Source organism: Rossellomorea vietnamensis NBRC 101237, from assembly GCF_001591825.1.
Lineage (GTDB): Bacteria > Bacillota > Bacilli > Bacillales > Bacillaceae_B > Rossellomorea > Rossellomorea vietnamensis.
Genome location: NZ_BCVQ01000008.1, coordinates 1 through 13,958 on the forward strand (window position 1 = coordinate 1; position 13,958 = coordinate 13,958).

19 protein-coding genes and 1 tRNA gene are annotated in these 13,958 nt (G+C 41.8%); 13 read left to right on the forward strand and 7 right to left on the reverse strand.

Annotated features, from left to right (window positions below; translation table 11 throughout):
* Positions 1–83: 83 nt before the first annotated feature.
* From BVI01S_RS06200 to BVI01S_RS06210, 3 genes are all read left to right on the forward strand, one after another.
* On the forward strand, positions 84–1,280 hold the full coding sequence (locus BVI01S_RS06200; protein ID WP_061809652.1) for a M14 family metallopeptidase: 1,197 nt from the start codon (positions 84–86) through the stop codon (positions 1,278–1,280).
* 243 nt (positions 1,281–1,523) lie between these two features.
* The gene (locus BVI01S_RS06205; protein ID WP_061809653.1) at positions 1,524–2,630 is read left to right on the forward strand and encodes a YqgU-like beta propeller domain-containing protein; all 1,107 of its coding nucleotides are present in this window, start codon (positions 1,524–1,526) and stop codon (positions 2,628–2,630) included.
* Entirely contained in the window at positions 2,630–2,944 is a 315-nt protein-coding gene (locus BVI01S_RS06210) for an MTH1187 family thiamine-binding protein (RefSeq protein ID WP_034757662.1), read from the forward strand. Before BVI01S_RS06205 ends, BVI01S_RS06210 begins: the two co-directional genes overlap by 1 nt.
* 50 nt (positions 2,945–2,994) lie before the next feature.
* On the opposite strand, the gene BVI01S_RS06215 is transcribed toward BVI01S_RS06210, so the two are convergent.
* Positions 2,995–3,348: a winged helix-turn-helix transcriptional regulator gene (locus BVI01S_RS06215; RefSeq protein WP_034757670.1), complete on the reverse strand. Its 354-nt coding sequence runs from the start codon at positions 3,346–3,348 to the stop codon at positions 2,995–2,997.
* A 212-nt stretch (positions 3,349–3,560) separates the two neighbouring features.
* On the reverse strand, positions 3,561–3,734 hold the full coding sequence (locus BVI01S_RS22135; protein ID WP_034757672.1) for a DUF2759 domain-containing protein: 174 nt from the start codon (positions 3,732–3,734) through the stop codon (positions 3,561–3,563).
* Positions 3,735–3,930: 196 nt separating this feature from the next.
* Here BVI01S_RS22135 and BVI01S_RS06220 point away from each other — a divergent pair, with 196 nt between their 5' ends.
* On the forward strand, positions 3,931–4,566 hold the full coding sequence (locus BVI01S_RS06220; RefSeq protein ID WP_034757673.1) for an MBL fold metallo-hydrolase: 636 nt from the start codon (positions 3,931–3,933) through the stop codon (positions 4,564–4,566).
* A gap of 40 nt (positions 4,567–4,606) precedes the next feature.
* On the opposite strand, the gene BVI01S_RS06225 is transcribed toward BVI01S_RS06220, so the two are convergent.
* Positions 4,607–4,852, reverse strand: a complete 246-nt coding sequence (locus BVI01S_RS06225; RefSeq protein WP_034757675.1) for a DUF2626 domain-containing protein — start codon at positions 4,850–4,852, stop codon at positions 4,607–4,609.
* Between the two features lie 277 nt (positions 4,853–5,129).
* Between BVI01S_RS06225 and mgsR the strand changes: the two genes are divergently transcribed.
* Positions 5,130–5,510: a transcriptional regulator MgsR gene (mgsR, locus tag BVI01S_RS06230; protein ID WP_034757676.1), complete on the forward strand. Its 381-nt coding sequence runs from the start codon at positions 5,130–5,132 to the stop codon at positions 5,508–5,510.
* Positions 5,511–5,611: 101 nt separating this feature from the next.
* Here mgsR and BVI01S_RS06235 read toward each other — a convergent pair.
* Both BVI01S_RS06235 and BVI01S_RS06240 read right to left on the reverse strand, forming a co-directional pair.
* Positions 5,612–5,683 (reverse strand) — tRNA-Gln (locus tag BVI01S_RS06235).
* A 69-nt stretch (positions 5,684–5,752) separates the two neighbouring features.
* A complete protein-coding gene (locus tag BVI01S_RS06240) occupies positions 5,753–6,391 on the reverse strand; it encodes a cupin domain-containing protein (RefSeq protein ID WP_061809654.1) in 639 nt (212 codons plus the stop codon).
* A gap of 124 nt (positions 6,392–6,515) precedes the next feature.
* Here BVI01S_RS06240 and comGA point away from each other — a divergent pair, with 124 nt between their 5' ends.
* The 8 genes from comGA to BVI01S_RS06285 all read left to right on the forward strand — a co-directional run bounded on the left by comGA (position 6,516) and on the right by BVI01S_RS06285 (position 11,252).
* A complete protein-coding gene (gene comGA / locus BVI01S_RS06245; RefSeq protein ID WP_061809655.1) occupies positions 6,516–7,634 on the forward strand; it encodes a competence type IV pilus ATPase ComGA in 1,119 nt (372 codons plus the stop codon).
* Positions 7,579–8,640: a competence type IV pilus assembly protein ComGB gene (gene comGB / locus BVI01S_RS06250; protein WP_061809656.1), complete on the forward strand. Its 1,062-nt coding sequence runs from the start codon at positions 7,579–7,581 to the stop codon at positions 8,638–8,640. The genes comGA and comGB overlap by 56 nt, the downstream gene beginning before the upstream one ends.
* A gap of 10 nt (positions 8,641–8,650) precedes the next feature.
* On the forward strand, positions 8,651–8,980 hold the full coding sequence (gene comGC / locus BVI01S_RS06255; protein ID WP_244886892.1) for a competence type IV pilus major pilin ComGC: 330 nt from the start codon (positions 8,651–8,653) through the stop codon (positions 8,978–8,980).
* Positions 8,981–8,987: 7 nt separating this feature from the next.
* A complete protein-coding gene (gene comGD / locus BVI01S_RS06260; protein ID WP_034757947.1) occupies positions 8,988–9,422 on the forward strand; it encodes a competence type IV pilus minor pilin ComGD in 435 nt (144 codons plus the stop codon).
* The gene (locus BVI01S_RS22720) at positions 9,406–9,732 is read left to right on the forward strand and encodes a type II secretion system protein (RefSeq protein ID WP_061809658.1); all 327 of its coding nucleotides are present in this window, start codon (positions 9,406–9,408) and stop codon (positions 9,730–9,732) included. The genes comGD and BVI01S_RS22720 overlap by 17 nt, the downstream gene beginning before the upstream one ends.
* Entirely contained in the window at positions 9,632–10,162 is a 531-nt protein-coding gene (gene comGF / locus BVI01S_RS06270; protein WP_167562101.1) for a competence type IV pilus minor pilin ComGF, read from the forward strand. Before BVI01S_RS22720 ends, comGF begins: the two co-directional genes overlap by 101 nt.
* Positions 10,163–10,514: 352 nt before the next feature.
* Positions 10,515–11,015: a shikimate kinase gene (locus BVI01S_RS06280; RefSeq protein ID WP_061809661.1), complete on the forward strand. Its 501-nt coding sequence runs from the start codon at positions 10,515–10,517 to the stop codon at positions 11,013–11,015.
* A gap of 57 nt (positions 11,016–11,072) precedes the next feature.
* The gene (locus BVI01S_RS06285; protein ID WP_034757956.1) at positions 11,073–11,252 is read left to right on the forward strand and encodes a YqzE family protein; all 180 of its coding nucleotides are present in this window, start codon (positions 11,073–11,075) and stop codon (positions 11,250–11,252) included.
* Positions 11,253–11,332: 80 nt separating this feature from the next.
* Here the strand turns inward: BVI01S_RS06285 and BVI01S_RS06290 are convergent, their stop codons facing one another.
* Positions 11,333–12,124: a YqhG family protein gene (locus tag BVI01S_RS06290; protein WP_061809662.1), complete on the reverse strand. Its 792-nt coding sequence runs from the start codon at positions 12,122–12,124 to the stop codon at positions 11,333–11,335.
* Positions 12,093–13,793, reverse strand: coding sequence for a DEAD/DEAH box helicase (locus BVI01S_RS06295; RefSeq protein WP_034757961.1), 1,701 nt, complete (start codon positions 13,791–13,793; stop codon positions 12,093–12,095). Before BVI01S_RS06295 ends, BVI01S_RS06290 begins: the two co-directional genes overlap by 32 nt.
* Between the last annotated feature and the right edge of the window lie 165 nt (positions 13,794–13,958).

A 13,958-nucleotide genomic window follows, 5' to 3' on the forward strand; every position in this document is an offset into this window, starting at 1 on the left:
AATTTTCGCAGGCTTTTTTTTTGTCATGAATCTTTGAACCATTCATACATGTAAGTAAGGACATATGATGGGGAGGTTGCATCATGAAAGTAAAAGTGCGCAGTGGCGATACCCTTTGGTACTACAGCCAACTGTTTTATATCCCGATCCAGTTAATCATCGATTCAAATCCTTCCGTTGATCCGAATAGATTGAAAATCGGTACAGAGATACAACTTCCAGGATTCAGGAAAGAAAGTCATTCTATTATTCAAGGTGACTCTCTCTGGTCCCTGGCGCAAAACCGTAACATCGCTGTCGACGCGTTACTTCTATTGAACGAAGGTGTCAATCCCGATGGATTACAAATAGGAGCGACTATCAGTCTTCCATCAAGGGTGGTTTCACCTGTTGTCAATGGTAAACAGGCCTACGGATCACAACGATTTGAAGGAGATGTACAACGTTTAAAGGAGATCTATCCCTTTATAAAGTTACGATCTGTTGGCGAAAGCGTAGGTGGAAAAGATCTCATCGAAATAAGGATAGGAACCGGAAAGAAAAAAGTTCAAATGAATGCTTCCTTCCATGCGAATGAGTGGATCACTACATCTGTCCTTATGACGTTTATCAATGAGTACTTACTTTCCTTGACCAACAGTCAGCTAATGAGGGGGGTACAAACCCTTCCTATATATGGGGATGTGGCGTTGTCACTCGTTCCTATGGTCAATCCGGATGGAGTGGACCTTGTTCTGAACGGTCCCCCTAGCGATAAAAGAAATGAAATGATCGCTCTAAATCGAGGGAGTACTGACTTTACAGGCTGGAAAGCCAACATTAGAGGCGTGGACCTGAACAATCAGTTTCCTGCCAAATGGGAAGTTGAGCAGGAAAGGAAAGAGGAGAAAGAACCGGCTCCAAGAGATTTCCCAGGATATAAGCCCCTCTCAGAGCCCGAAGCCATCGCAATGGCTAAGCTTGCACGGCAAGGGAAGTTCGATCGCCTTCTTGCTCTGCACACCCAGGGGAAAGAGTTTTACTGGGGGTATGATGGATTGGAGCCTCCAGAAGCAGCCAAACTTGCAAAGGATTTCACCAGAGTAAGCGGATATAAATCGGTCCGTTACATTGATAGTTATGCAGGATACAAGGATTGGTTTGTGAAAGAATTCCAAAAATCCGGATTCACCCTTGAATTAGGAAGAGGCATTAACCCCTTGCCCCTGTCACAATTCGATGAAATCTACCAGGACGTGTCCGGTATTTTACTTGTCTCTATCTATCGGTGGTATGAATGAAGAAAACACTCGAAAAATCTTTATATTAGTTCCATAAATATCTATTGTGGAAAATGAAAATCAGGAGTAAAATTAATCATCATCCTATGAATAGTAACCTCTCGTGGTGACCCAAAAGATGTATGTATGAACATCTGGTCATCACTTTTTTTGAATTTTTGTCATGTTTTTTTAATCTTATTGAAACATTTTCGCATTATAAACGTACTAATGAATATGGAATACAGGAGAAGGGGGAAGAGGATGAAAATGAAAAAAGGTAGTGTGTTGATAATTTTCATGATGTGCATTCTATGGTTAACGGCATGTCAGCCGGAAGAAACACAATCTTCCCCCTCAGAGAAAGAAAAGGACGATCAGAAAGACGTGATGGTCCATATCCTTCCTGCAGATGGATTTATAGAAAATGTCGGCTGGCTGTCCAGTTCAGAAATCCTTTCTGTACGGGAAGAGGATGGTGTGACGACCTTCTATATCTACAATGTGTACGACGGAAGCAATCAAAAAATTTATGATGTACAACCCTCCTATGTGAGCGCAAGCATCTCACCGGATAAGAAAAAAATACTCATTCATTCCTCTCCGGCATCCTATAAAGCCCAGCTGACGATTATCGATAGATCAGGAGAAGTACAATTTCAAAAGGATGTTCCTTCCTATGACTTGACCCACAGCTGGAGTCCATTCAATGATGATACATTGGTCATGACCACTTTCAATGAAGATTGGAGCTTTCAAGTCTTTGAAATAAAGATCGGGGACGGGACCATGGACCCCATTGATGTAGAGCAGCCGTTTGTTCAGTGGCAATCGGCATCCTCCGTCCTTTATCAGGACTGGAGCAAGGATGAAGTGAGCGTATCGGCTCCACTGGTAGCACAAAATATCCTCGATGGTGAAAAGGAAATGATCGTGGAGGATAGTATCCATTTCAATCAATTCAAAAGTTCTCTGTTATCGGTCTTTTCAAGGGAAGAAAAAGGGCCGTTTACGTATCAGTTCATTCATCCCAACGGAGAGGTTCAGTCGGAATTTACAGTTGACCTCTTAAGCCGTTACTCTGATTGGTTAATCCCTTATTATGATATGATAGAAGGGACGGGGCGGTTGATTACGTTCATTGCCAATGAACCGGGTTCCTTTGATACGTACTCTGGGACTTTCTCTTTAAAAGAGTGGGACACGGATTCCGGAAAGGAAGAGGTCCTGTTTGATGATCTTCCTTTAGAACCCATCAAGTGTTCTCCTGATGGAGAGTCGTGTTTATATGGTAATCAACTTGAAAAAGTGATCAATTTTAAGAACTCCAGTATCGTTCAACTACTTAAAGAAGAAGGAGCAGATATATAATGGCAATAGTCGATGTAACAGTTATTCCAATCGGAACGGAATCACCCAGCGTGAGTTCATATGTAGCGGATCTGCAAAGTATCCTTAAGGGGTATGAAGAGGAAGGGAAGATCCGTTTTCAGCTTACTCCCATGAATACGATTATAGAAGGGGAACTTCCCGTTCTTTTCCAAGTGATACAAGACATTCATGAATCCCCATTCCAGCAAGGGATTCAGCGTGTGGCAACCAATATCAGAATTGATGACCGCAGGGATAAGCAAACGACCATGGAAGGAAAGCTTTCTTCCGTGCAGCGAAAATTAGAAAAATAACCAAAACAAAAAGAGTGGGCGTCTAAGCCCACTCTTTTTATTGGAACCGATCAAACTTCTTCACTTTCCAAAAGGACTTCACTTTTGTCGGGATAGGTTTTTTCGATATGCTGTTCACCCCATGCACATAACATATCCAGTGGTTCTTTTAGGGACCATCCGTATTCTGTCAGTTCGTACTCCACCTTTGGAGGTACCTGATTATAAATGATCCGGTTTATGACTCCATCAGCTTCAAGTTCCCTCAATTGCTGGGTCAGCATTTTCTGTGTTATTCCAGGCATCAAGCGTTTTAATTCACTGGTTCTCCGCTTGCTTTTAATCAAATGACAGAGGATGACGACCTTCCACTTGCCACCAATCACTTCCAAGGAAGCTTCAACGGGTATGTTGTATTTTTTCATATCATGACCTCCCCATCTATGGTCGAATACTATATAGAATCAGCAACAGGGCCAGGGAATATCCCATTTCCTTGTAGATATATTTCACTATCATTATAACGTACACAACTAAAAGGTCCATAGGGTACTTTTGGGTGCCTATAGGAGAAGTGGGGAAATTAAAAAGCCTTCCATCATGAAGTGGAAGGCTTTTCAATGTGAAACATTTTTAATTAATGGCCACCTGGGTATCCAGAGTGAAGGACAGTCATAATTGTAAACCATCCAAAGACACCTAATGTCGCTAGTGAGAAAAGGATTCCCATTGCATTCTTGTTTTTAAATGTGCTTACTACTGCGAATAAAGCTAATAATGTAACCAGTGAAGTGATAATTACAAGACCCATTTATATGACCCCTTTCATTAAAGTGCGTTTTTCTGACTCTATTGTAACATTATGTACATAAATGCACCCATTAACATTTTATAGGTTTTTCTCCCGTTTGTCGAGGTCAAAAAGTTTGACACTTCTATGTCGACCCCATTTTTATGATAATGGAAGTTCTGATACAATAATAGTATCACAAATGGAGGTGGAAACGTTGCAATGGAAACAAATGCCCTTAGGCCCTTTGCAAACCAACTGTTACATCCTTTGGAACACTAACAATGAATGTCTGGTGATTGACCCCGGTGGAGAAGGGGAGAAACTGATTCAATGGTTGGAAAATCAATCATTGTCTCCTTTAGCCATCCTTCTCACTCATGCTCATTTTGATCACATCGGAGCAGTCGATCAAATGAGGGACCATTTCAGCATCCCTGTATATGTACATGAAAAAGAGGCTCAGTGGTTATTGGATCCTGCATTGAATGGATCGCAGCTGTTCATGATGGGCGAACTCATCAGATTGAAGCCGGCGGACTACATACTGACAAATGAAAAGAACTTGAAAATTGGTGATTTTCAGCTGCAATTATTCGAAACACCTGGTCATTCACCGGGTAGTATTTCTTATTATGTACAAGAATGTGGAATCGTATTAGCAGGAGATACTTTATTCATGGGAAGTATCGGACGATCTGATTTGCCGGGGGGAAATCAGAAAGAACTATTAGCAAGTATTCACGATAAGCTATTGACCCTGCCTGAGGATACCACGGTTCTACCGGGTCACGGTCCTGAAACGTCGATTGAAGCGGAAATGGATTCAAATCCCTTTTTAAATGGCTTTTAAATAAAAAAATCCCTTCAGCTAAAAGCTGAAGGGATTTTTTTTAGTGTCCTCCTGCACCAGGAGTCATCATAAAGGTCGTCCAATAAGTAAAACCTGCAAAGAACACTGTTAAGTAGGCACCGAAAACATAAATATACATGCGTTCGGACAGTTTTAAATAGCTAAGCATAATGAAGAATCCGGTTTGGCCTAAAAAGATTAATGATGTCGTGGTCATATCACCAAGATAGAACATAACGGCAAAAATACCAGTCCAAAACCCAAGAACTCTAAACATACGATCCATATGTAACCCTCCTTTGCACCCTAAGTCCATCACTCAATATTATAAATGAATACTACCATAAAAGTAAATATGTGTTTGAAGTTAGTTTGTGACGAATGCTTGTTAACTAAACATGAAACTTTCATTAACTCTATTCTTTTCTTGGTATTTCACCCCGAACCATTTTATGTAAAAAAATAATCACAAATTTCCAAGTGATATTACTGTACAAAAGTTATACAATTAATATACAATATGTTTAACGAATAAGAAGTTCAAATTTAAGGAGGTCAATAAAGTGAACAACCTGACATTTTTTACTTATCCAAGCTGTACCTCTTGCCGCAAAGCCAAAAAGTGGTTAACCGCACATTCCGTCGATTTTGATGAGAGGCACCTATTCAGAGACACTCCTACACATAAAGAGCTAATGGATCTACTTTCCTTAACGACAGATGGTCTTGATGAGATACTTGCCACGAGAAGCCAAACGTTCAAAGACTTGGGAAAAGACGTGAATGATCTTCCGTTATCGGAAGTGATCAAACTAATCATCGATGAACCCAAACTTCTTCGCAGGCCCCTTTTGACAGACGGAAAAAAACTGGTCGTCGGCTATAACCCAGAAGGACTTCAGAGTTTGGCGAACAAAAACAGATCATTGAAGAAAAGCAGCTAGATGTTGAATTGAAAAAGGCAGGCACTTGAATTTCGAGTGCCTGCCTTTTTCAATGGTTTATTCATTTGTCGGGGCTGACCAAGCCGCCTCTGCTTTTCGTACTGGGCTAGCTGGATTCGAACCAACGCATGTCGCAGTCAAAGTGCGATGCCTTACCGCTTGGCTATAGCCCATTGAATCGTCTTTACAAAATATAGTATGGATGTATTTTGAGGAACTATTCATGTATCGCTAAAAAGTTTTTAAAATGTTTTCGGAATGCATTGTCTGTTGTAATATGGGGTTGGCTGATATTGATAAAAGTATGGAGGATAATTGTAATGTGTTTGCCGTACTGGTGAATGTCTCTCTGGTTCTAGGCAGCCCGGGCCGATATACGTGCCTGGCTTTACTTTCTCTGTTGTATTGATCCATGCATTTTCATTCATGCAATAATTTTTAGCCATGACGCTTGAGGGAGTGAGTTTTAGAATATCGGAGCCAAGGACAACTTCTGGAACGGGAGAATTAAATATAGCGAGTAGGTGGGTATTGTCCTTCCTTGCTTCTTCATAATGCCACCATCCTTGAGGTACGTTCGCCACTTGTCCCGGCGAAATCCGGTAATTTAATATTTCTTTCGTAAATGGCTTAAGTATGGAGACGATGGCTCCGCCGGAAATACAATAGACCAGTTCCGCAGCATTTTGGTGGTAATGAGGTTCTACAAAGTTATGTTTACTTAAATAGATATCAAGAAGAGAAGTATTGTCCAATGTATTAAGCTGATTTACTCCTAAAACATTGATTAGGTTTTGATTATCTTTTTTGAACAGGGGACTTTCATTCACATCAAAAGAGAATTGAGCTTCTGGTGAAGAATAATCCATATATTTCGTCATGGGAGGGTCACCACTTTCGAATGGCTGATTATCTTATTTAATATATGGGTGGGCGATTGAAGTGTGAATTGGAAGAGACTTAAAGTGAAAAAAACTTTCAAAAAAAGAAGGATTTTGCCAATTAATGTCGTATATTTACTTTAAGAAAACAGAAAGGTGGTGCCAATCCATATTTCACTCAGTCGAATCGTTATCGGAAGTGATGATCGGAGAAGCGTTCAGCAATGATGCCACAGATGTTCATTTGATTCCCAGAACCAAAGATTACTTGATTCAATTCAGAAAGCTCGGGGTACTGGTTCCATTCCAGACCATAGACCCGGATCAGGCAGATCGCTTGATTGCCCATCTGAAGTTCATGGCCTCCATGGATATCGGAGAAAAGCGTAAGCCCCAAAGCGGCTCCTTCAGCCTTACCGTAAGAAATACCCCCCTATCTCTCAGGATTTCCACTCTGCCAACTACCCACTTGAAAGAAAGTCTCGTCATTCGGATACTCCCACAAAAATACCAGATTCCTATTGAAAAAATGTCACTATACCCGTCATCAGCTAAAAAACTTCTTGCACTTCTTATGCATTCCCATGGACTCATCCTGTTTACAGGACCGACCGGAAGTGGTAAAACGACGACTTTGTATTCCCTCGTCCACCATTGTTCCGTCGTCCTGAACCGGAATGTGATCACCCTTGAGGATCCAGTCGAGAAGCAGCATGATGAAATGGTGCAGATCCAGGTGAATGAAAAAGCAGGGATTACGTATTCAACGGGATTAAAAGCCATTTTGCGGCATGATCCCGACATCATCATGGTGGGGGAAATCCGGGACCGGGAGACGGCAGAGATTGCGATACGGGCCTCCCTTACAGGTCATTTGGTTATTTCCACATTACATACAAGGGACGCAAAAGGGGCGATATATCGCTTGATGGAACTGGGGATCGAGTGGCACGATATCGAACAGACGCTGCTTGCTGTATCTGCTCAGAGATTGCTGAAGCTCCTCTGTCCTATCTGCAAAGCAGAATGTGGCGGTCAATGTCTTAGGGGGAAAAACCGTAACAGGGCATCTGTCTATGAAATCATTACGGGCAGCTCTTTGAAGGAAGTATTGAAGGAGGCTAAGGGCGAGAGTGCGGAACATCAGTATCGCACATTGCAGGCTTTAATATGTAAGGGGGTGGCACTTGGATTTGTTTCAGAACATGAATATAGGAAATGGGTTCACGAAGAAAAGCGATGATCAGGGTAAATTCCTGAAGAGGCTTGGTGACCTCCTTCAAAAAGGCTATTCCTTTACAGAAGCCATCGACTTTCTCTTGCTTCCTAAAGAAAAGAAAACCATCAAATTAAAAAAGAGATTGATCGGCTCCCTCCAAAAAGGAGAGTCCATCTCCACCGTGATGAATAAACAACTCAACATCCCCGCTCATGTCAGCGCACAGATTTTTTTCGCCGAGCATCATGGCCAAATGGGACATACCCTGTCTGAGGCAGGAAGCTATCTTATTAAAAGAAGAAAAAATCAGGAGCAATTGCAAAAGATCTTTCAATACCCGCTCATGTTAATTTTTATATCCATCATCATGATGGTCTTACTTCGAAAGGTATTATTTCCAAGATTTCAGTCCCTTTATTCCTCGATGGGCTATGAACCATCAGCCAAGCTTACCTATCTTTTACATTTCATTGAGAACTTCCCCATGATTTTCTGTGCAGGATTACTGTTTCTCCTGCTCCTTACAATCGTCTTTTTCCTTTTTAAAAAGAGAATTTCCCCTGTGAAGCTCTCGGTTGTCTTATGTCGAATACCACTAATCTCCACTTACATGAAGCTCGGTCATTCCCACTTTTTTTCAAGGGAATTAAGCTTCCTGCTCTCAAGCGGAGTATCCATCACGGAATCCCTCCTCATCATCGAAAGACAATCATTCCGTCCCACCTTACAATACATTTCAAGCCATTGCATCAAACAGCTCAAAGCAGGTAGACCGTTTCATGAATGTTTTTCCACTATCCCTTTTTTCCAGGAAGAGCTGTCCTTCGTTGTTCAGCACGGGCAGAAGAACGGACGATTATCAGAGGAACTTCGTATTTACAGTGATATATGCTTTCAGGAATTAGAGGATAAAACACATGCCTGGCTCAAGTATATCCAGCCCGCAATCTTCACTTTTGTCGGTCTATTTATCATGGCGATTTATTTCTCTATCATGATGCCTCTCTTCCAGATGATGCAGGGAATCTAAAATGAAATCTATACCCAGGAGGAAAAGTATGCTCAAAAATGAAAAAGGATTCACATTAATCGAAATGATGATCGTTTTGCTCGTCATTTCCGTCTTGCTTTTTATCACGATCCCGAATGTGACCAATCAGAGTAACTCCATCAATTCTAAAGGCTGTGAAGCGTTCGTTCATATGGTGGAAGGGCAGATTGAAGCGTATAAGATGGATGGGAATACAGATCCAGTGACCATTGATACCCTTGTTGCAGATGGTTATCTGAACGATGACTATAAAGCCTGTCCCGACGGAAGGGCCATCTCCATCGATGCTGAAGGGAAGGTGGTGACAGCTGCTGATTAATGACGGGATAAAAGCTGAAGCGGGATATACCCTCGTTGAAATGCTCATCGTCTTATTGATCTTTACCATTTTATTATCATGGGTTGGTTTCTCCATCGCTCCGTTGAAAGACCATACTGAAAAGGAACTGTTCATTTCTCAGCTTGAATCAGACCTCTACCAGATCCAGAGCTACAGTATCAATCATCAAGTCCCGACATTGCTTATCTTTTATCCTTATACAAATAAATACGTTGCCAAAACAGGAGCAAGTCAAACGATTGTGTCGAGAAAACTTCCTGCCGGTATACAGATAGCCTTAACGAACAGCTTGGAGGAAATCACCTTTTATCCTGATGGGAACACAAATCAATTTGGCAGGGTGAATTTTAAAATGGGAGATGTCAATATGTATCTGATGTTCCAAATTGGTCAAGGGAGATTTTATGTACAGGAATACTAAGGGTTTTTCATTACCAGAAACACTGGTAGCGTTTAGTTGTATCCTCATGATGTGCGGCTTGTTCATCCCCTTCCTCATTCATTATGCGTCCGGGCTTCAAAAGCTCCAACGTGAAGTGGAAGCATTGAAATTCCTTCGGGAAGGGGTGGAGGAGGCAATCGTTACACATGAGTTTGTCGATCATTCAAGAATCTATAAGGGGGTCGGGTATGAGCTCATTTGGGAAAACGGGGGGAGTGGTGAAGCATGTGTACGCTATGATGAAGACGCAGGGACCATCCGTGAAGTGTGCGTCGGGGCGGATGGATGAGAAGGGGTTCACATTGATTGAGACTCTGTTAAGCTTTGGTTTGTTTTGTATGATTTCCCTCAGTATTCCCCTGATGATGAAAGGTTTTTCGACGATCGAGCATGATTTGGTTCCTCCCCGATATTATGAATGGAATTTATTTCATGAAAGTGTAAGAAATGAATTAAGGAAGGCAAAGGATGTAAATGTAATGTCCAATCAACTCTCCTTCGTCATGGACGGGGAAACGATACTGTATGAAAAATATAATCAGTCCATTAGAAGGAGGGTGAATAATAGGGGTCATGAAATCGTCCTCCAGTCAGTGGATGGGTTTACGTTTAATGTCATCGATCAGGGGGTGCATTTGGATCTGGAATTTGAAGGCGGGGAAAAAGTGGAAGGGAACTTCTTTTCCTTTTCAGCAGCGGAGGGGGGATTCTCACCTTAACAATAACGGGTTTATTCTTCCATATACGCTGCTTCTATTGATGATTGTACTGGTTTTAGCCTTTGCATCAAAAGACTTGTTTATAAGTAAGTATCAGTATCTCTCTAACATGAAGAGTATTCAGGAAAGAAATGTCAGTGTCTCCCGCGCGATCTTATTTGAAATCGAGAATGGACCTCATCCTTCAGGGAATGTAAAAACCAAATTTGGTGAGGTCATGACCACCAGTCAGATGCTAAACCCGCAAGAAGTCCAGTTGGAATTGACATTCTCACGGGATAATAAGGTTTTTCTTCCTTCGACGGTTGTGTATAATAGGGAAACAAAACAAATCACGCGTTGGGAGTAGAATATGAAACCGATTTTCTTTATTGGCTTTATGGGGGTAGGAAAGACGACGATTGGAAAACGTCTTGGAGACGTTTTGAATCTTCCGGTGATCGATATGGATCAATACATCGAAAGGATAGAAAAAAAGGCAATCAAAGATATCTTTCTTCAGCATGGTGAACCGTATTTCAGGGATCTGGAAACAAAAGTGCTCAATGAATTGAAAAGTGAAGAAGCCATTATCACTACTGGAGGGGGAGTGGTGGAAAGAAAGGAGAACCGGGAATTTCTAAGGCAGAACGATTCTGTTTTCCATTTAACATGCTCTTTTGATTCACTATGGGAAAGGCTTGAAGGCGATGAGGATCGTCCTCTGGTACAAAATAATTCGAAGGGCAAATTATTAGACCTTTTCGAGCGTCGTCTTCCTCTGTATGAAGATGGGAGCTCTGTAACCATTCATACAGATCATCAATCAGTCGATGAAGTGGTTCAAAGGATATTGCCCTACATCGAGAGATAGGCTTGTATAATTTCCGTTCTAATGGGAATACTGATAAAAGCGGAAGGTGGTGCTTTTATGTCAGTAAATGATTATGTTAAGTTCATAACACAAACATTTGTCCAGCATTATGAAAAATCACCCCATGAACGTAAGACATTAAAAAAGCAGAGAAAGAATGAGCGGGAACCATTTCTCTTCAGGTGGTTCGGCATCATCCCATATGCTTTCATGATCATGTTCAAGAAAAACAAATAGTGGATAAGGATTACCTTTATGGTAGTCCTTTTTTTAATAGCCAAAAGGGGGAGAAACAAAGCTTGTCTCCCCCTGAATCCTCATTTCGACTGTTGCAGATAAAAAATCCCGCCGTTTATGACTTCGATGGTGATCTTCGGTTCATACTGCTCTTTTAACGCCTGCTGTTCAAGAAAATAAGATTCTGGCTTTTCTTCCTGATCTCCATAGAAATGGTTCAGAAGTTGAAGGTCCTCATCCCAGGTTTTCCTTGCTTGTTCCGCCCATTCGACGGGCTCCCTTTTGATTTCTTCATAAAGATAAGCCTGAATCCGGTTGACTCCGCTTTTCGGTTTGATGATCGGTGTCAACGTGAATGAGAAGTCCGGAATCTTCGGCGTCAGGTTTTTGGATAACAATATAGAGTGAAAGTCCTCTTCTATGACGCCGTTGATCAGGTTTAATCCGATGCTCTTTATGCTGTCTTTCTTTCGATTGGATTGATAGGATATTTTAATGTTCAGGCCCAGCCATGGGTGGAGCGGGGTTTGCTGTCCACTTGGGGTGTACCTGTTTTCATACAGTCGGATATACCCTGCCAAATTTCGCGTCGAATGAAAGATCTGATGCAGACGCGGTGAACCAAAGTGAATCGGTTCTCCTTTCATATCTTCCGGTGCCTGGTCGGGATTTGTGACGAGAGATAATGTCATAGGATTTGGTGTCCCGCCTGTCTTTTCGAGATAATGCCAATAGAACGGGCGGTTCATTAGCTCTTTATCCAAGTCGATGGTCAGCTGTACGGTCATATATCCATTGCCGTTCGCAACCATATCACAGCCGTTGGCGACGAAGTATCTCTCAAGAAATCGATGAATTTCGTGCTGCTGCATTTGATTTCTCCTCCTTTAATTGTTCGGCGAATTGAATCATACTTGTCAAATTTTCCATTTTGATCTTCATTTCCCCTTCTGTACGGGAGGAAGAGAGGATGTCTGTCACATGCTCTTCAAAATCCCTGAAATCAAGGCGGGTCAGGATTTCGTCCAATTGACCAATTACCCGCTCAAAAAGATTGATCTTTTCATACAGAAGCTTCAGGATATGTTCTTCAACAGTATTCTTAGTTGCAAAGTTATAAATATGAACATCTTCCGTCTGCCCGAGGCGGTGCACACGGCCTATTCGTTGCTCAAGCCTCATGGGATTCCAGGGAAGGTCGAAATTGATCACGTGATGACAGAATTGAAGGTTGATTCCCTCCCCGCCGGCTTCGGTGGCGATCAGCACCTGGGCATGTTTCTGGAATAGTTCACGCATCCAGTCTTTTTTACCACGTTTAAATCCACCACGGAATGGGACCGAGCTGATCCCGTGCTGCTTCAAAAACCACTGAAGATAAAGCTGTGTCGCCCGGTACTCAGTGAAAATAATCACTTTATCATTAATGGATTGTACGATTTCCAATGCTTTCTGAGCCTTGGAGTTCATCGTGACATTTTCTACTTTTTTCATCAGTGTCCCAATCATCTGTTGGAAGCCCGGGGTAGGTGATTCCTTCTTTTCAAGCATATTCTTCAGGGTGTAAAAAACAGCTTCGCGTGAGCTGCATGCTTCTCTTTGTAAAGTCAAAAGGGAGAAGGAACTTGAATTGGCCCAGTCATCATATCTCCCCCTGAGCAGATCGATACTGTTATACAGATCCCTTTCAGCTTCATTGAAATCGATCAACACCGTCTTTACATGGCGCTTTGTCCATTCGATACCTGTATCCCCACGGCGGTTACGGATCATCACTTTGTTAATGAGGCTCTTTAAATGTTCATCCTCCTGAAGCGAACGATCTCCTTTTTTATATCTGTCCGTAAATCCTGATTCATTGCCGAGATGCCCCGGCTTTAATAGGGAAACGAGATGAAAGATTTCCTCTACGCGATTTTGGATAGGTGTGGCAGTCAAAAGCAGGCAGAATTTTTTCTTTAGATTCTGCACAAATTCATAGTTTTTTGTTTTATGATTTTTCAGTTTGTGAGCTTCGTCAATGATCACCAGGTCATAATCCTGTTCATACACCTTTTCCCTGTGAGGACTTCTTTTAGCAGTGTCCATGGAAGAGACCACGATGTCACATTGATCCCACACATAGCTCTTTCTCTGGGGCACGGCAGGAATGAAGAATTTGCTGTTCAATTCATACGCCCACTGAGAAACGAGGGAAGCAGGAACAAGGATCAATACTTTTTTTACTAAACCCCGAATCATGTACTCTTTTAATATCAATCCTGCCTCGATCGTCTTCCCGAGTCCGACTTCATCTGCAAGGATGGCTTTTCCATTCATCGTTTCCACAACCTGTTTCGCTGCTTCCAGCTGATGAGGGAGCGGAGTGACGTTTGCCAAATGTTTTGGAGCCTGCAGGCCTTCAAAGTTCGGAATTGCAAGATGGTGCTCGAATTCGATGGCGAGCTTATAAAGTTCCCAGTTCCCCCATGGTCCATCGTTTTCGATTAAATTCTCGAGACCTTCTCCCCACTCTTCATCAAATATAACTTCAACATTCATCTGAAAAACATCTCCTTAATTCTTATAAAAATGATTGCTCAAAACTCGTATTTAATGGTAGGATGAAAATAGATTTTCAATTGTTAGAAAAACTCGAAAATCCGAACATTCACATTTACAACATTTCTTCTGTATATTTCTAGTATGACCAATTGTTTCAAGGAA